Consider the following 16,857-nt stretch of genomic DNA (forward strand, 5'->3'; position numbering starts at 1 on the left):
GGCGACCTGACCAAAGACGTGAAGGGAAACCCCTCAGGTGAAGCTCCAGCGGCACGGCACCATCGCCTGCCTCGCTCTTACCGCGGTGCTCGGTCTCAGTGCATGCGGCTCGGACAACAACGAGCCGACCGGCACGTCCGCCTCGGGTTCCGCCAGTGCGGCGGACTGCGCCAAGGGCACGCTGAACGCGCAGGGCTCCTCCGCGCAGAAGAACGCCATGGCCGAGTGGATCAAGGCGTACCAGCAGAAGTGCGCCGGTACGACGATCAACTACGAGCCGTCCGGCTCGGGCGCCGGTATCCAGGCCTTCATCGCCGGCACCGCCGACTTCGCCGGCTCGGACTCCGCCCTGAAGGAGGAGGAGCAGCCGCAGGCCGACGCCAAGTGCGTCGGCGGCAAGGCGATCAACCTGCCGATGGTCATCGGCCCGGTCGCCGTCGCCTACAACCTGACCGGCGTGGACAACCTTCAGCTCAAGCCGACCACCCTGGCGAAGATCTTCGCTGGCAAGATCACCAAGTGGGACGACGCGGCGATCAAGGCCGACAACCCGGGTGCCACCCTGCCGGCCACCACGATCCAGACGGTGCACCGCTCGGACTCCTCCGGCACCACCGACAACTTCACCGACTTCCTCGCCAAGACCTCCGAGGCCGACTGGACCTTCGGCAAGGCCAAGGAGTGGAAGGCCCCGGGCGGCACCGGCGCCAAGGGCTCGGACGGCGTGGCCAGCCGCGTCAAGGGCGCCCCGGGCACCATCGGCTACATGGAGTGGTCGTTCGCCGAGAACGCCGGCCTGGGCGTCGCCAAGATCGGTAACGGCGCGGGCGAGTTCGCCGAATTGACCGCCCAGTCCGCGGGCAAGACCATCGCCGGCGCCGAGATCACCGGCCAGGGCGACGACCTCAAGATGAAGATCGACTACAACACCAAGGAGGCCGGGGCCTACCCGATCGTCCTGGTGACCTACGAGATCGCCTGCTCCAAGGGCTTCGCCGCCGACAAGCTCCCGCTCCTCAAGAGCTTCCTCGGCTACACCGCCAGCAGCGAGGGTCAGGCCGCGCTGACCGAACTGGGCTACGCCCCGCTGCCGGAGACGGTCCGCACCAAGGTCGAGGCCGCGGTCAAGAACATCTCCTGACCCGACCCCGACCGACACCACCACCTCAACTCGAAGCGAGCGAGCAGATGGGTGAAACCCCTCCGCGCTCGGCCGACGCCGGCACCGGCCGGACCCGCGTGACCCCGAGTCACGACGGGCCCGCCGGTGCCTCGGCGCGTGTGGCCGAGGCACCAGTCAGCACCCGTACCCCGGGCGGAGCCGGGCTGGGCGGCGGCGGCGCGCTGCCGCGGGCCCGGGCGTTCGGCGCCGAACGGGCCTTCCACGGCCTCACCCTGGCCGCCGGCACCGCCGTCCTGGTCATCATCGCGGCCATCGCGGTCTTCCTGATCGCCAAGGCCGTCCCGGCCCTGCGCGCCAACACGGTGAACTTCTGGACCTTCGAGGGCTGGTTCCCGAACGACCCGGAACCGAAGTTCGGCATCGGCGCGCTCGCGTTCGGCACCGTGCTCAGCTCCGTGATCGCGCTGCTGCTGGCGGTGCCGGTGGCGCTGGGCATCGCGCTCTACCTGTCGCACTACGCGCCGCGCCGGTTGGGCACCGCCCTCGGCTTCCTGATCGACCTGCTCGCCGCCGTGCCGAGCGTGGTCTTCGGGCTCTGGGGCCGGGACTACTTCTCCGGCCCGGTCGCCGACTTCTCCGCCTGGCTGAACACGTACTTCAGGTGGATTCCGATCTTCGGTGGGGACGGCCCGTTCGGGGCGTCGGTCCTGCTCGGCTCCCTGGTACTGGCGATCATGGTGCTGCCGATCATCACCTCACTCTCCCGCGAGGTGTTCCTGCAGACCCCCACCGCCAACGAGGAGGCCGCGCTCGCGCTGGGCGCCACCCGCTGGGAGATGCTGCGCACCGCGGTGCTGCCCTACGGGCGCCCCGGCATCATCGCCGCGGTGATGCTCGGCCTGGGCCGGGCGCTCGGCGAGACCATCGCCCTGGCGCTGACCCTCGGCATCACCTTCAACATCTCGTTCAACCTGATCGAGAACGGCGGCAACACCATCGCCGCCAACATCGCCAACGCGTTCGGCGAGGCGAACGACACCGGTCGAGGCGCGTTGATCGCCTCCGGTCTGGTGCTCTTCACCATCACGCTGATCGTCAACATCACCGCCCGGGCGATCATCTACCGGCGCCGGGAGTTCACGGAGTCGGCCGCATGACCACGACGATCACCTCTCACCGCACCCGGCCACCGGCCCAGCCGCCCACCCTCAAGGCGAGGCGGCTGCCCCGGTACGCCACCCCGGCCATCGCCCTGGTCGCCCTGCTCGTCGCCGCCGGCATCGTCTACGGCGCGGGCATCGGTGGCCCCGTCCTCGTCGTGGTGCTCGGCGCGCTGCTCTACCTGGCCGGCCTCTTCGCCGCGGTGAACGCCGTCGAGGGGCGTCGGTCGGCCCGCAACCGCACCTGGAGCGCCCTGATCCACTCCGCCCTGGTGCTGGCGGTGCTGCCGCTGGCCTCGGTGGTCTGGACGCTGGTCAGCAAGGGCACCGAACGCCTCGACGGGAACTTCTTCGGCACCTCGATGAACAACATCGGGGCCCGGGACCCCAACGGCGGGGCGTACCACGCCATCGTGGGCACGCTGGAGCAGGTCGGCATCGCCGCCCTGATCACCGTCCCGCTCGGCATCCTCTGCGCCATCTACGTCGTCGAGTACGGCCGGGGCCGGTTCGCCTTCGCGATCCGGTTCTTCGTGGACGTGATGACCGGCATCCCGTCGATCGTCTCCGGGCTCTTCGTGCTGGCGTTCTGGGTGCTGGTCGTCTCGCCGATGTTCAACGACGGCCGGCCCGGCTTCTCCGGCTTCGCCGCCGCCCTGGCGCTCAGCGTGCTGATGCTCCCGACCGTGGTCCGCTCCACCGAGGAGATGCTGCGCCTCGTCCCGGCGCCGCTGCGCGAGGGCGCGTACGCCCTCGGCGTGCCGAAGTGGAAGACCATCCTGCGGGTCGTGCTGCCGACGGCGCTGCCGGGCATCGTCACCGGCGTCATGCTCGCCATCGCGCGGGCCGCCGGCGAGACCGCCCCGGTGCTGCTCGTCGCCGGTGGCGGCGCGGCGATCAACTTCAACCCGTTCGAGAACAACCAGTCGTCGCTGGCCCTCTTCGTCTACCAGCAGGCCGGTGACGCGTCGAGGTACGCGCCGGCACGAACCTGGACCGCGGCGCTGACCCTGGTCGCCCTCGTACTCGTCCTGACCATCGCGGCGAAGTTGCTGGCCCGTCGCAACCGGCTCGGCCGATGAACCCCGGAGGTACCACCACCATGGCCAAGCGCATCGACGCCACCAACGTCACCGCCTACTACGGCGGCTTCAAGGCGATCGAGAACATCAACCTGACCGTCGAGCCCAAGACGGTGACCGCCCTGATCGGCCCGTCCGGCTGCGGCAAGTCCACCTTCCTGCGCTCAATCAACCGGATGCACGAGGTGCTCCCCGGCGCCCGGGTCGAGGGCAGCCTGACCATCGACGGTCAGGACATCTACGACCGGGACGTGGACGTCACCGCGGTGCGCCGCATGATCGGCATGGTCTTCCAGCGGCCCAACCCGTTCCCGACCATGAGCATCTTCGAGAACGTGGTGGCCGGGCTGCGCCTCAACGGCGTCCGGAAGAAGTCGATCCTGGACGAGGTCGCCGAGAAGGCGCTGCGCTCGGCCAACCTCTGGGACGAGGTGAAGGACCGGCTGGGCAAGCCGGGCGCGGGCCTCTCCGGCGGTCAGCAGCAGCGGCTCTGCATCGCCCGCACGATCGCGGTCGAGCCGCAGGTGGTGCTGATGGACGAGCCCTGCTCGGCGCTGGACCCGATCTCCACGCTGGCCATCGAGGACCTGATGTTCCAGCTCAAGGACAAGTTCACCATCATCATCGTCACGCACAACATGCAGCAGGCCGCCCGGGTGTCGGACCGGACCGCCTTCTTCTCCATCGAGAAGACCGGCGACCCGGGCCGGCTGATCGAGTACGACAACACGCAGAAGATCTTCAGCAACCCGAGCGTGAAGAAGACCGAGGACTACATCACCGGCCGCTTCGGCTGAGCCGCTGGATCCCGGTCCGCGAGGGGCGTCGGTCGCACTGACCGGCGCCCCTCGGCGTCTCCGGGGACCGGCGCGCCTCTCTTCAGGAGAGGACGAAGCGGGGCTCGCCGTCGTCGGGGAGGTCCAGGCGGGGGGTGACCGGGGTGGCGGCGTCCCGGTCGGCCGCCGCCCGCGCCACGCCGGCCAGGTCGCCGGCGGCGACCACCTGGGCCAGGGTGACCAGCGTCGGCGGCAGCATGGTCAGCTCGCCGGCCTCGGCCCGGGCCAGGGCGTCCGCCGGGCGGATCCACATGGTGTGGTCGGCCTCGCCGGAGACGTCCCGGGTCCGCTGCCCCTCGGGCAGCAGCGCCACGAAGAAGTACGTGTCGAAGCGGCGCGGCTCGAACTCCGGGGTGATCCACCGGCTCCACGGCAGCAGCAGGTCCGACCGGAGGGTCAGCCGCCGCCCGGCGAGCAGGTCGGCGAAGCCCACCCGGCGGGCCTCCAGGTCCTGCCGGGCGGCCTCCCACTCGTCGCCGCTGACGTCGCCGACCACGGTCGAGGCGTCCGGGCCGGCCAGCAGCACGCCGGCCTCCTCGAAGACCTCCCGCGCGGCGGCACAGACCACCGCCTGGGCGGCCGCCGGGGCCACCCCCAGCCGGCCGGCCCACTCCGCCGGCTCCGGGCCGGCCCAGTCCAGGTGCGCCTGGGAGTCGGAGCGGTCCACCCCGCCGCCGGGGAAGGCGTACATCCCGCCGAAGGCCATCGCGGCGACCCGGCGGATGACGTACACCTCGAAGTCGTCGCCGGCCGGGCGCAGCAGCAGCACGGTGGCCGCGACCCGCGGCACCGCCGGGGTGCCACCCTCGGCGCGGAACCGGCGGGCGTGCTCGACCAGGGCGGCCGGGGCGGCGAAGCCGTCACTGTCGATCGTCATCCCGCGAGCTTAGGGCCTGAGCTGTGGATCGCCCGACCGGCCGGTCGTCGATCTTCGTTAACCTGCCGGCATGACACGTTGGGGAATCCTGGCCACCGGGTACATCGCCGGCCGCTTCGCCGAGGACCTGCGCCTGGTGCCGGGGGCCGAACTGGTCGCGGTCGGCTCGCGGACCGCCGAGAGCGCCGAGCGGTTCGCCGCCCGGCACGGCATCCCCCGGGCGTACGCCTCGTGGGCCGAACTGGCCGCCGACCCGGACCTCGACGTGATCTACGTGGCCACCCCGCACGCCGCCCACCACGAGGCGACCCGGGTCTGCCTGGACGCCGGCCGGGCGGTGCTGGTGGAGAAGCCGTTCACCCTCGACCTGCCGAGCAGCACCGAGCTGGTCGAGTTCGCCCGCGCCCGTGGGGTCTTCCTGATGGAGGCCATGTGGATGCGGACGAACCCGCTCGTCCGGCGGGTGGTCGAGCTGATCGCCGACGGGGCGATCGGCGAGGTGACCAGCGTCCGGGCCGACTTCGGCGCGGCCGGGCCGTTCCCGCCCGAGCACCGGATGCGGGCCCGCACCCTCGGCGGCGGCGCCCTGCTCGACCTCGGCGTCTACCCGGTGAGCCTGGCCCACCTGCTGCTCGGCGTGCCGCAGCACGTGCACGCCTGGGCGAAGCTCGGCCCGGAGGGCGTGGACGAGAACACCGGCATCGTCCTCGGGTACGACTCGGGCGCGGTGGCCACGCTCGGTTGCGGCATGGTCGGCGCGACCGCGATCACCGCCTCGATCACCGGCACCACCGGCCGGATCGACCTGCCCGAGCCGTTCTACCGGCCGGGGTCGGCGGTGCTGCACCGGGCCGGCGCCGAGCCGGAGATCATCCCCGCCGACCTCACCGGTGGCGGCTACCAGCACGAGGCCGCCGAGGTGCAGCGCTGCCTGGCGGCGGGGCTGACCGAGAGCCCGCTGGTGCCGCACTCCGCCACCCTCGAGGTGATGGGGCTGCTGGACGGCATCCGGGAGCGGATCGGCGTGCACTACGCGTGAGGGGCCCCCTGCCGGTGGCGGGGAGCCCCTCGACGGGCGGTACGGCCGGGATCAGAACAGCGGCCGGACCACCAGGTAGGTCAGGCAGGCGATCAACGCGGCCGCCGGGAACGTGATGATCCAGGCGAGCACGATGTTGCCGGCGACGTTCCAGCGCACCGCGGAGAGCCGCTTGGTGGCACCCACACCCATGATCGCCGAGGTGATCGTGTGGGTGGTGGAGATCGGGGCCTTCAGCACCAGGGCGTTGAAGTAGAGCACCATGCTGGCCACCGTCTCGGCGGCGAAGCCCTCCGGCGGGCCCAGGTCGATGATCTTGCGGCCGAGGGTGCGGATGATCCGCCAGCCGCCCGCGTAGGTGCCCAGCGCCAGCATGGTCGCCGAGGTCCAGAACACCCAGCCGGGGATGTGCGTCTTGTCGTCCTGGAAACCACCGGTGTAGAGGGCCAGCACCACGATGCCCATGGTCTTCGCGGCGTCCTGCATGCCGTGGCCGACCGACATGGCCGCCGCCGAGACGGTCTGCGCCCAGCGGAAGCCCCGGTTGAGCTTGCCCGGCTGCCCCTTCCGGAACAGCCAGAGGATGGCCAGCATCAGCAGGTAGCCGAGGGTGAGACCGACGATCGGCGACAGGATCATCGGGACGATGACCTTCTGACCGATGTTCGCCCACTGCACCACGCCGCCGGTGGCGAGCAGGGTCGCCCCGACCAGGCCGCCGAAGAGGGCGTGCGAGGAGGACGACGGCAGGCCGAAGTACCAGGTGATCAGGTTCCACGCGATGGCGCCGAGCACCCCGGCGAAGACCACCCCCAGGCTGGCCACGCCCGTGGGCAGGGTGACCAGGCCGTCGCCGACGGTCTTGGCCACCCCGGCGCCGAAGTGCGCGCCGACGAAGTTGCCGACCGCGGCCAGCAGCAGGGCGATCCGGGGTGTCAGCGCCCGGGTGGAGACGCTGGTCGCGATCGCGTTGGCGGCGTCGTGGAAGCCGTTGGTGTAGTCGAACACCAGGGCCGCCACGATCACCGCCAGCACGGCGATGAGTTCGGGACTCACAGGATCAGGACTCCTTGACCGCGATGGTCTCGACGGTGTTGGCCACGTGCTCGAAGGCGTCGCAGGCGGCCTCCAGCTCGTCGGCCACCTCCTTCATCTTCAGCACGGTCAGCGCGTCGTACTCACCGGAGAAGAGCCGGACCAGCAGCATCCGGTACATCTGGTCGCCGTTGTTCTCGAGCCGGTTGCACTCGATCCAGTAGTCCTCGAGATCCTTCATCGACTTCAGCCGGGGCATCGCGTCGGCGGTCAGCTTGGCCTGCTGGTCGAGCACGGTCACCAGCTCGTGCAGCTCGCGCGGCAGGGCCGGGAGCTTGGTCAGGCCGTACAGGTAGAGCAGGTTGCCGACCGCCTCCAGGTGGTCCATCACGTCGTCGAGCAGCGAGCCCAGACGGTAGATGTCCTCCCGGTCGAACGGGGTGATGAAGGTCGAGTTGATCTTCTTGTACAGCTCGTGGGTGATCTGGTCGCTGTCGTGCTCGACCTCGGTCAGCCGCTCACTCACGGACTGGACGTCGACGCCGGGCAGGGCCAGCTCGTTCAGCAGTTCGGTGCCCTTCACCAGATTCTGCGCGGCCCTGGTGAAGAGCTCGTAGAAGGCGCCCTCGGTGGGACGGAAGGAAAACTTCACAGCACGGACCTCGTCGTGTCGGTGGAAGGGTGGCCGACGCCGCCGGGGCGTCTGCTCTGGGCATGCTAAGGACACAGGAAAACCGGGCATTCCCCGGCCCACCCCTGGTCAGGCCCGATTCACCGCTCGTTCACCCGCCGTTCACCTTCACCCCTTCATCGTCGGCCCGCAACCGGTCGCGCTCGCGCTCGACGTCGAAACCGGCAGCCGGATACCCCAGATGCAGACCGGCGAACGTCTCCCGCAGCAGGTGGGCCACCGCCCAGTCCCGGTACCACTTGCGGTCCGCCGGCACCACGAACCAGGGCGCGGCCTCCGTGCCGCACCGCCGGAGCGCCTCGGCGTACGCGGCCTGGTAGTCGTCCCAGCGGGCCCGGGATTCGAGGTCCGACGGGTTGTACTTCCAGTGCTTGCGCGGGTCGGTCAGCCGCCCCAGCAGCCGCTCGCCCTGCTCCTCGCGGGAGAGCGCGCGGATCGCGGCAGAAGAGGATGCCCAAGTGCAGCATCACCTTGACCAGGGTCACCCCGGCGTCGACCAGCTGGTGCTCGAAGGCGTTGATCTGGTCGTACCGGGCCCGCCAGGTGGCCTCCGGGACCAGCTCCGCCACCCGGGCCACCAGCACGTCCTCGTAGTGTGAGCGGTTGAACACCCCCACGTACCCGGGCGGGGGCAGCGCCCGCCGGATCCGCCAGAGGAAGTCGTGCCGCAGCTCCTCCTCGGTGGGCGGGCCGAAGGAGCGGATGTGCAGGCCCAGCGGGTTCATCGCGCCCGCGACCCGCTTGACCGTGCCGTCCTTGCCGCCGCAGTCCATCGCCTGGAGCACCAGCAGCACCCGACCCGGCCGGTCCGGGGCCAGCTCCGCGCCGCCCATGGTGGGCGCCGACGCGGGCGCGTCCGGCTCGGCGGCGGCCTTCGCGGTGGCGAAGAGCATCTCCTGCTGTTCGCCCAGCTCCGCGCCGAGCAGTTCGACCTGATCCCGGGCCCAGGCCTTGCGGGACCGGCCACCGCCGGCCGCCGCCGGCAGCCCCGGGATCGAGCGGGGATCGACCGTACGCGGGTCGACCGCCCCCGGTGAGACCCGGAGCAGGTCCCGCATCGTTCCGCCCTCGGGTGCCACGATGTCCGATCCATCGACTGCGCTCATCCCGCGATCATCGCCCACCAAGCCCCCGCCGCCTCCCGAGCACCACCCGCCCCTCCCCTCCCCCACCCCCGCTCAAGATCCGCGCACGTTCGGAGAAGGGGTGGCCTCGCGGCGATCCGAGGCCCCGCTTTCGCGGAAAGTGCACGTTGTCGGACGGAGCTGGCGGGAGTGGGTGTCACGCTTTGGGGCGGTGGGGCGTCCGGTGGGCGGGGAGAATGCCGTCGGGTGGGGAGGCGACTGTGACGGTGGACGCGGTGAGCGAGTTCGAGGCCGAGCGCGGGCGGCTGATGGCGGTGGCGTACCGGATGCTGGGCAGCCGGAGCGAGGCCGAGGACGCCGTGCAGGAGACCTGGCTGCGCTACGCCACTGCCCTCGGCGACCCGGCCGCCCGCGCCGAGGTGCGGCACCTGGGCGGCTGGCTCACCACCACCTGCGCCCGGATCTGCCTCGACCTGCTCCGCTCCGCCCGGGTACGCCGGGAGACGTACCCGGGGCAGTGGCTGCCCGAGCCGCTGGTGACCCCGCTGAATGCGGCCTCGGAGCCGGACGGCTTCGCCCCCGACCCGGCCGAGCGGGCCGTCCGCCGCGACCAGCTCGGCACCGCCCTGCTGGTGGTGCTGGAACGGCTCACCCCCGAGCAGCGGGTGGCCTTCGTGCTGCACGACGTCTTCGCGGTGCCGTTCGGTCAGGTCGCCGAGGCGCTCGGTACCAGCCCGGAGGCGGCCCGGCAGCTCGCCTCCCGGGCCCGCCGCGCGGTGAACGCCCCGGACGCGCCCCGGCACACCGCCGACCCGGCCGAGCAGCGGCGGGTGGTGTCCGCCTTCGTGGCCGCCACCGAGTCCGGCGACCTGGCGGGGCTGATGCGGGTGCTGGCGCCGGACGTGGTGCTGATCGGCGACGGCGGCGGGCACGCCCCGGCCGCCCGCAACCCGATCGCCGGGGCCGACAAGGTCGCCCGGTTCACCCTCGGCCTCTTCAGCCAGGCCGACCGCTTCGGCCACCGGGTGCACGCCCGGCCCGTGCTGGTGGACGGGGCGCTCGGGTTGCAGATCGAGACCACCCGGCCCGACGGGCGGACGCAGCGGCTGGTCAGCGCGTTCGCCGTGGACGGCGGGCGGATCACCGGCATCTTCAACCAGCTCAACCCGGACAAGCTGACCCGGGTGGCGGAGATCGGCGCCGGGGACGACTGGCCGCAGCGTTGGTGAGCCCGGCTCAGAGCACCAGCGCCAGCCACTTCCGGTACGACGTGGCGAACGGCTCGGTGCCGTCGCCCAGCGCGCCGAGCAGCCAGCGCGACGCCGCCTCCGCCTCGGCCACCAGGTCGTCGGGGTAGCCGAACCGCTCCCGGTGCTCGGCGAACTCGTCCTCGTCGCGCAGCTCGACCGCCCCGGTGGCACGCCGGCGCACCACGTCCAGGTCCAGGTCGAACAGGTGCACGGTGTCGTCGCCGTCCCAGCGGGCCGGGGTGGTGATGTCGCAGTAGACCTCGCTGGTCCGCGGCGGCGGGTTGAACATGCCCGTCCACCAGGCGTGGTGCGGCACCAGGAGCACGAAGGGGATCTGCTCCACCGAGGGCCGGCCGTGGTAGACCGACTCGGTGCCGGCCGGCACACCCAGCCAGACCCCCAGGTCGTCCTCGGTGAGCCGGCGGGCCGGGTAGTCGCGGTGGGCGCTGCCGTCGTACTTGCGGTAGATCACACGGACCACGTCGCTCGGCATGAGTCGCACCCTAACCGATTCCGCCCAACGGTCGCTGGGGGGAAGTAACCGGTCACGATCGGGTATCCCACGCGGCCGGGTGGCGCGCCCGGTGTCGGCGTCGGCGGGTACCGTCGCACGGTGACTCCGCCGCGCACCGCCACCGGTTCCGCCACCCCGTCGGCCCGCGGCCGGCGTCGGGGCGCCCGGCCCAGCGGCGGCGAGCTGCTGGCCGCCGCGGTCGGCGCGGTGCCCGGTGGCGCGGCCCGCCCCGGCCAGCAGCAGATGACCGAGGCGATCGAGCGCAGCATCGGCTCCGGCGAGCACCTGCTGGTGCAGGCGGGCACCGGCACCGGCAAGTCCCTGGCCTACCTCGCCCCCGCGCTGACCGTCGACGGTCCGGTGGTGGTCTCCACGGCCACCCTGGCGTTGCAGTCCCAGCTGGTCGACCACGACCTGCCCCGGCTGGCCGACGCGGTGGAGCCGCTGCTCGGCCGGCGGCCCACCTTCGCGGTGCTCAAGGGCCGGCACCACTACCTCTGCCTGGCCCGGCTGGACAACTCCACGGAGGAGGAGCCGGAGGACACCCTCTTCGACGCCCCGGCGGCGCGGCCCGGGGGCGGCACCAAGTGGCTCGGCGAGGCCGGGCGGCTGGGCAAGCAGGTCCAGCGGCTGCGCGACTGGGCCGACGAGACGGCCACCGGTGACCGGGACGAGCTGGACCCGGGCGTCGACGACCAGGCCTGGCGGCTGGTCTCCATGCCGGCGCGGGAGTGCGTCGGCGCGTCCCGCTGCCCGTTCGGCCAGGAGTGCTTCGCCGAGGCGTCCCGGGCCCGGGCGCGGGAGGCCGACATCGTGGTCACCAACCACAGCCTGCTCGCCGTCGACATGATCGCCGGCCGGCACATCGTGCCGCCGCACAAGCTGCTCATCGTCGACGAGGCGCACGAGCTGGCCGACCGGGTCTCCTCGGCCGCCCAGGCCGAGCTGGTCCCGGAGCTGGTCGACCGGTCCGCCCGACGGGCCCGGCCGCTGCTGCGACCGGACGTCGCCGAGCGGCTGACCGAGGCCGGCGACGCGCTCGCCGTCGGGCTGGCGGAGGCGCCGGCCGGGCGGATCACCGCCGGGCTGCCGGCCCCGCTGCGCGAGGCCTGCACGCTGCTCGACGCGGCGACCCGGGCCGCGCTGGACGCGATCGGCGACATCAAGGCCGACGACCCGGACCCGGTGCGCAAGCAGCAGGCCAAGGCGGTGCTGGACGAGCTCTCCACCACCGCCCAGCGGCTGCTGGAGGAGGCCGACCACGACGTGGCCTGGGTGGAGAAGCCGGAGAACGGCAGCCGCCGGGCGCTGGTGGTCGCGCCGCTGTCGGTCGCCGGCACCCTCGCCACCCACCTGTACGACGAGCGCACCGTGGTCGCCACCTCGGCCACGCTGGCGCTGGGCGGGCGCTTCGACACGGTGGCCCGGGCGTTGGGGCTGGACGCTCCCCCGCCCGCCCCGCCGTCGCCGGCCGCCGCCGCGATGGCCGTGACCGCCGCCGCCGGCCGGCCGGGCGTCACGCCGGGCGCCGGATCGGAGGCCGGCGGGGTGGCGGTCGCCGCGGGCAGCCGGGCCGCGACCGGCACCGTGCCCGCCACCGAGGGCCCGGGCTGGCGGTCGCTGGACGTCGGCTCCCCCTTCGACTACGCCCGGCAGGGCATCCTCTACGTCGCCGCGCACCTGCCCCGCCCGAGCGTGTCGGGGCTGCCCGAGGCGGCGGGCGAGGAGCTGCTGGGGCTGGTCGGCGCGCTCGGTGGCCGTACCCTCGGGCTCTTCTCCTCCCGGCGGGCGGCGCAGCAGGCCGCGGAGCTGCTGCGCGCGCGGACGGACCTGCCGGTGCTGCTCCAGGGCGAGGAGGCGCTGCCGCTGCTGGTCCGCAGGTTCCGGGAGGAGCGGTCGAGCTGCCTGTTCGGGGTGATGTCGCTCTGGCAGGGGGTGGACGTCCCCGGCGACGCGTGCCAGCTCGTGGTGATCGACCGGCTGCCCTTCCCGCGCCCGGACGAGCCGCTGGCCGCCGCCCGGGCGGCGGCGGTGGACGCCGGTGGCGGCTCGGGTTTCGCGGCGGTCAGCGTGCCGATCGCGGCCGTCCGGCTGGCCCAGGGGGTGGGCCGGCTGATCCGGGCCACCGGCGACCGGGGTGTGGTCGCGGTGCTGGACTCGCGGCTGGAGACGGCGCGCGGCTACGGGCCGTTCCTGCGCCGCTCGCTCCCCCCGTTCTGGTACACCACCCGCCCCGACGTCGCCCGCGGCGCCCTCGAACGCCTCGCCAAGGCCTGACCTCCCGCTGGCCGCGCCGTCCGGCGCGCCCGCTCGGCTCGGGCGACGGGCCCGCCCCCGGGAAGGGACGGGTCCGTTTTGCGGGTCTGCGCGGTCAGGGCGCGTGGGAGGCGACCACCACCGCGTCCGGCGGGGTGTCCGGGACGGTACGCGCGGCGAGCCGGCGGACGGCGGTGTTGAGCACCGCGATCAGCGGCACCGCCACCAGCGCGCCGGTGATGCCGGCCAGCACCACGCCGGCCGCGATCCCGATGATCACCGCGAGCGGGTGGATGGCCACCGCCCGGCCCATGATCAGCGGCTGGAGGATGTGCCCCTCGACCTGCTGCACCCCGATCACCGCGCCCAGAATGATCAACGCGGTCACCGGGCCGCTGTCGACCAGCGCCACCAGCACCGCCACGACACCGGAGAGCGCGGCGCCGACGATCGGGATGAACGCGCCCAGGAAGACCAGCGCGGCCAGCGGGAACGCGAACGGCACGTCGAAGATGACCAGGAAGATGCCGATGCCGACCGCGTCGATGAAGGCGACCAGCACCGTGGCCCGCACGTACGCGCCGAGCGTGGCCCAGGAGGCCCGGCCGGCGTCGTCGACCTTCCAGCGCGCGGCCACCGGCAGCAGCCGGACCAGGAACCGCCAGATGTTGTTGCCGTCACGCAGGAAGAAGAAGGTGGCGAAGAGCACCAGGACGGTGCCGGTCAGCACCTCGGCCAGGGTGCTCGCGGTGGCGAGGGCGCCGCTGGTGAACTTCTCCGTGTTGCCGTTCACCCAGGCCTGCGCCTCGTCGATGTAGCGCTCCAACTGACCGTCGGAGAGGTGCAGCGGGCCGGTCTTGAGCCAGTTCTGGATCTGCCGTACGCCCTGCGACGACTTGTCGCTCAGCTGCGGCACGCCCTGGATGAACTCGTTCACCACCAGGGTCAGCGTGCCGACCACCGCCGCCAGGCCGCCGACCAGCACCACGGCCGTCGCCAGCGACCGGGGGAAGCGCGCCCTGAGCAGCCAGCCGACGGCCGGCGCGAGCAGTGCCGAGAGCAGCAGCGCCACCGCCAGCGGGATGATCACGATGCTGATCGTGCCGACGATCTTCAGCACCGCCCAGGTGACCACGCCGATCACGATCAGCCGCCACGACCAGGCGGCGGCGATCCGCAGCGCGTGCGGCACGTCCGCGTCGTCGCGGCTGCTGGTCGAGGTGTGCATCGCGGCGGGCGGCTCCGCGCCGACCACCGTCGCCGACCTCGGCGCGGCCGGCCCCGGGGACGCCGGCGAGGCGACCCGGGCCTCCTCGGGTACGTCTGCGGGGGTGGAACGACCGGAGCGCACCGACTCCCGCCCGGACTCGTACGCGCGGCGGAGTCGACCGCGTACCCGCTCGAAGCGGCTCAAGCGCACCTCCTCAGGATGAAACCGGGCCGCCCAGGACGACGGTCCGGACAGGGTACGTCCGACAGCGACACCGTAGGGCAGTTCCGCCACACATTGCCCCCGCCCCGCACCGCTCAACCGCGGCGACGACCGCCCCCGGGCACGCGGTAGCGTCTTCGCGTGACCGCCGATCAGAACCTCGACTCCGGCCTGCCGATCCGTCTGCTGCACGACCGCGTGTTGGTGCGGGTGGAGGGCAGCGAGGGTGAGCGCCGCTCCACCGCCGGCATCGTGATCCCGGCCACCGCCGCCGTGGGCAAGCGGCTGGCCTGGGCGACCGCGGTGGGGGTGGGGCCCAACGTCCGCGCGATCGTCTCCGGCGACCGGGTGCTCTTCGACCCCGACGACCGCTCCGAGGTCGAGCTGCACGGCCGGGGGTACGTCCTGCTGCGCGAGCGCGACGTGCACGCCGTCGCCGCCGAGCGGGTGGAGATCGAGTCCACCGGCAAGACCGGGCTCTACCTCTAGCGGGCCGCGTCCCGACCGCCGCGCACCGGCCGCGCCCGCGCGCGGGAGTGCCGCCGTTTGTGGCGCTTCCCGGCGGGAAGCCAGGCACGTCCAGCGCCCTGGGGAGGGACGATGCCGGTATTCGTGAAGAAGCTGCTGCTCTGGGGCTTCGTCGCCTTCCTGATCTACTTCATGGCGTTCCGGCCGGACGGCGCCGCGGAAATGTTCAAGGGGATCGGGGCGGCGCTGATGGCGATCGCCCAGGGGCTCGGCGACTTCCTCACCAGCCTGATGACCTGACCTGACCGCGCCGACCCCGGACACCGGACGCCGGCCGGCGCCGGGTCACGCCCGGCCCGGCCCCCAGGGCACGGCCGAGGGCGGGCCGTACCAGCCGGGTGGGGGGTGGCCGGCCGGGAGCGGCGGCGGGGCCAGCACCACCGGGATCGGCACCACCGGGGAGTCCGGGGCGTCCACCGCCCGCTGCGACCCGTCCGGGAAGCGCAGGTGGTAGCGCTGCCCGTCCCAGACCCCGACCGGCGCCTGCGGGTCACGCCCGACGAAGAACGCCCGGTACGCCGCGATCGCCTCCAGCAGTTCCCGCTCCTCCCGCACGGTGCGCTCCCGGTCGGCCGCCTTGCGGTCCAGCCCCCGGCGCATCCCGTCGCGCAGCAGCGCCAGCCGGGTGGCCGCGAACTGGTAGCCACGCATCGCCCGCAGTCCGGCGTCGCCGCCGACCCGGCGGGCCCAGACCCGGGCGGCGTGCCGCCGGCCGAGGCTGCCCAGGGCCGCCACCTCGGGCGGGCTGAGCCAGCCGGCCCGGACGTAGTCCGGCAGCGTCCGCTCGGTGAGCCGCCCCTCCCAGGCCCGCAGCCAGACCGCGAAGCCGACCATGCCGAAGAAGATCGGCACCATCAGCGCGACCATGCCGTACATGAAGATCACCAGCTCGCCGGTGGCCTGCACCAGCGTCGGGATCAGGTTCCAGGTGCCGTGCAGCATCATCGCCAGCAGCAGGCCGGCGGCCGGCGCGAGGAACCGCACCCGGCGGTCCGCCGTCCGGGCGGCGATGCCCAGCCCGACCCCGGTCATCGAGGTGAACAGCGGGTGGGCGAAGCCGAAGAGCAGGATCCGGGTGATGAAGATGGCGAACACCTGCCGGAAGCCGGTGGCCGGACCCCACTGGTCGGCGCCCGTGGCGTACCCGTAGCCACCCAGGTAGAGGATGTTCTCCACCATGGCGAAGCCGACCGCCGAGAGCCCGCAGTAGACCAGGCCGTCGGTGATGCCGGACCACTCCCGCCGCCGGAAGACCAGCAGCAGGATCGGGCCGAGCGCCTTGGTCAGCTCCTCGACGAACGGCGCCACCAGCACGCCGGTGAGCGCCTGCGGCAACCCCCAGTCCTTGAACAGCCCGGCCGCGGTCTCGTTGACCGTCAGCGAGGCGGCGGTGGAGACGAACGCGCCCCAGGCGAAGCAGAAAATCAAGTACTTCAGCGGCTCCGGCTCGTACCGGTCGAGCCAGAGAAAGCAGGCGACCAGCACCGGCACCGGCAGGATCGCCGCCACCAGGCCGATGAGCAGTGCCTCCAGCCCGAGGTTGGAGCCGAGCACGAAGAGCATGTAGACCGCGCAGGCCGCGATCAGCAGCACCACCCCGGCCAGCGCCAGGACCCGTCGCCAGCCGAGCCGGCGCAGCGGCATCCGGGGCAGGGCTCCACCCGACGGCGGCGGGAGGGCGGGCGCGAGCGGCGGCGGCGCGGGCGAGCCGGGCGGGGTGTCGGCCATGCGGTCAGCGTAGTCATCTCCGGTCCACTGGTCCGGGCGCATCGGTGGTGGTTATGCTGCGGTCAGGTCACGAGCGCCAGCGTCAAGCCCCGGCTTGCTGGCCGGCAACCCTCGTCGAGGTTCGCGGTGGGGTGCCCCGGGTGATGACCGGGCCCGGCCCGATCCGTGTGCTGGGCAAGCGCGGACCCCGTCCCGGTGTGCCCACACCCGGGGTCCCTGGA

The 16,857-nt window shown here is 72.9% G+C and carries 15 protein-coding genes, 3 pseudogenes and 1 riboswitch; of the genes and pseudogenes, 10 read left to right on the forward strand and 8 right to left on the reverse strand.

The window, feature by feature from the left end:
- Nucleotides 1-37 precede the first annotated feature (37 nt).
- From pstS to pstB, 4 genes are read left to right on the forward strand one after another with little or no spacing between them, the layout of a single operon-like run.
- Complete coding sequence (gene pstS / locus KBX37_RS00775; RefSeq protein ID WP_210773674.1) at nucleotides 38-1,141, forward strand: phosphate ABC transporter substrate-binding protein PstS; 1,104 nt, start codon at nucleotides 38-40, stop codon at nucleotides 1,139-1,141.
- A 47-nt stretch (nucleotides 1,142-1,188) separates the two neighbouring features.
- Nucleotides 1,189-2,280, forward strand: coding sequence for a phosphate ABC transporter permease subunit PstC (pstC, locus tag KBX37_RS00780; RefSeq protein ID WP_210773675.1), 1,092 nt, complete (start codon nucleotides 1,189-1,191; stop codon nucleotides 2,278-2,280).
- Nucleotides 2,277-3,365, forward strand: a complete 1,089-nt coding sequence (pstA, locus tag KBX37_RS00785) for a phosphate ABC transporter permease PstA (RefSeq protein WP_210773676.1) — start codon at nucleotides 2,277-2,279, stop codon at nucleotides 3,363-3,365. Before pstC ends, pstA begins: the two co-directional genes overlap by 4 nt.
- A gap of 20 nt (nucleotides 3,366-3,385) precedes the next feature.
- Nucleotides 3,386-4,162: a phosphate ABC transporter ATP-binding protein PstB gene (gene pstB / locus KBX37_RS00790; RefSeq protein WP_210773677.1), complete on the forward strand. Its 777-nt coding sequence runs from the start codon at nucleotides 3,386-3,388 to the stop codon at nucleotides 4,160-4,162.
- A gap of 82 nt (nucleotides 4,163-4,244) precedes the next feature.
- Here the strand turns inward: pstB and KBX37_RS00795 are convergent, their stop codons facing one another.
- Nucleotides 4,245-5,078: an NUDIX domain-containing protein gene (locus KBX37_RS00795; protein ID WP_210773678.1), complete on the reverse strand. Its 834-nt coding sequence runs from the start codon at nucleotides 5,076-5,078 to the stop codon at nucleotides 4,245-4,247.
- 70 nt (nucleotides 5,079-5,148) lie between these two features.
- On the opposite strand from KBX37_RS00795, the gene KBX37_RS00800 reads away from it, so the two are divergent.
- Nucleotides 5,149-6,117, forward strand: coding sequence for a Gfo/Idh/MocA family protein (locus KBX37_RS00800; RefSeq protein ID WP_210773679.1), 969 nt, complete (start codon nucleotides 5,149-5,151; stop codon nucleotides 6,115-6,117).
- Nucleotides 6,118-6,168: 51 nt separating this feature from the next.
- On the opposite strand, the gene KBX37_RS00805 is transcribed toward KBX37_RS00800, so the two are convergent.
- The 4 genes and pseudogenes from KBX37_RS00805 to KBX37_RS35810 form a co-directional block, all read right to left on the reverse strand.
- On the reverse strand, nucleotides 6,169-7,173 hold the full coding sequence (locus tag KBX37_RS00805; RefSeq protein WP_210773680.1) for an inorganic phosphate transporter: 1,005 nt from the start codon (nucleotides 7,171-7,173) through the stop codon (nucleotides 6,169-6,171).
- Nucleotides 7,174-7,177: 4 nt separating this feature from the next.
- Entirely contained in the window at nucleotides 7,178-7,804 is a 627-nt protein-coding gene (locus KBX37_RS00810) for a DUF47 domain-containing protein (RefSeq protein ID WP_210773681.1), read from the reverse strand.
- 130 nt (nucleotides 7,805-7,934) lie between these two features.
- Nucleotides 7,935-8,279, reverse strand: a complete 345-nt coding sequence (locus KBX37_RS35805) for a hypothetical protein (RefSeq protein ID WP_374103619.1) — start codon at nucleotides 8,277-8,279, stop codon at nucleotides 7,935-7,937.
- A gap of 79 nt (nucleotides 8,280-8,358) precedes the next feature.
- A pseudogene (locus tag KBX37_RS35810) lies at nucleotides 8,359-8,949 on the reverse strand (hypothetical protein); the annotation flags it as partial.
- Between the two features lie 215 nt (nucleotides 8,950-9,164).
- Between KBX37_RS35810 and sigJ the strand changes: the two are divergent.
- The gene (gene sigJ / locus KBX37_RS00820) at nucleotides 9,165-10,157 is read left to right on the forward strand and encodes an RNA polymerase sigma factor SigJ (RefSeq protein ID WP_210773682.1); all 993 of its coding nucleotides are present in this window, start codon (nucleotides 9,165-9,167) and stop codon (nucleotides 10,155-10,157) included.
- A 7-nt stretch (nucleotides 10,158-10,164) separates the two neighbouring features.
- On the opposite strand, the gene KBX37_RS00825 is transcribed toward sigJ, so the two are convergent.
- Nucleotides 10,165-10,671, reverse strand: coding sequence for a DUF402 domain-containing protein (locus KBX37_RS00825; RefSeq protein ID WP_210773683.1), 507 nt, complete (start codon nucleotides 10,669-10,671; stop codon nucleotides 10,165-10,167).
- Between the two features lie 120 nt (nucleotides 10,672-10,791).
- Between KBX37_RS00825 and KBX37_RS35815 the strand changes: the two are divergent.
- Nucleotides 10,792-12,150, forward strand: a pseudogene (locus KBX37_RS35815) (ATP-dependent DNA helicase); the annotation flags it as partial.
- A gap of 132 nt (nucleotides 12,151-12,282) precedes the next feature.
- Nucleotides 12,283-12,969, forward strand: a pseudogene (locus KBX37_RS35820) (ATP-dependent DNA helicase); the annotation flags it as partial.
- A gap of 94 nt (nucleotides 12,970-13,063) precedes the next feature.
- Here the strand turns inward: KBX37_RS35820 and KBX37_RS00835 are convergent.
- The gene (locus tag KBX37_RS00835; RefSeq protein ID WP_210773685.1) at nucleotides 13,064-14,362 is read right to left on the reverse strand and encodes an AI-2E family transporter; all 1,299 of its coding nucleotides are present in this window, start codon (nucleotides 14,360-14,362) and stop codon (nucleotides 13,064-13,066) included.
- A gap of 159 nt (nucleotides 14,363-14,521) precedes the next feature.
- On the opposite strand from KBX37_RS00835, the gene KBX37_RS00840 reads away from it, so the two are divergent.
- Entirely contained in the window at nucleotides 14,522-14,869 is a 348-nt protein-coding gene (locus KBX37_RS00840) for a co-chaperone GroES (protein WP_154941561.1), read from the forward strand.
- Between the two features lie 111 nt (nucleotides 14,870-14,980).
- Nucleotides 14,981-15,148 carry a hypothetical protein gene (locus tag KBX37_RS00845; protein ID WP_210773686.1) on the forward strand — a complete coding sequence of 56 codons (168 nt, stop codon included), beginning with the start codon at nucleotides 14,981-14,983 and terminating at the stop codon, nucleotides 15,146-15,148.
- 45 nt (nucleotides 15,149-15,193) lie between these two features.
- On the opposite strand, the gene KBX37_RS00850 is transcribed toward KBX37_RS00845, so the two are convergent.
- Complete coding sequence (locus KBX37_RS00850) at nucleotides 15,194-16,678, reverse strand: PrsW family intramembrane metalloprotease (RefSeq protein ID WP_210773687.1); 1,485 nt, start codon at nucleotides 16,676-16,678, stop codon at nucleotides 15,194-15,196.
- A 23-nt stretch (nucleotides 16,679-16,701) separates the two neighbouring features.
- Nucleotides 16,702-16,823: riboswitch (SAM riboswitch) on the forward strand.
- Nucleotides 16,824-16,857 lie beyond the last annotated feature (34 nt).

This window comes from Micromonospora sp. U56 (assembly GCF_018070095.1).
Classification (GTDB): domain Bacteria; phylum Actinomycetota; class Actinomycetes; order Mycobacteriales; family Micromonosporaceae; genus Micromonospora; species Micromonospora purpureochromogenes.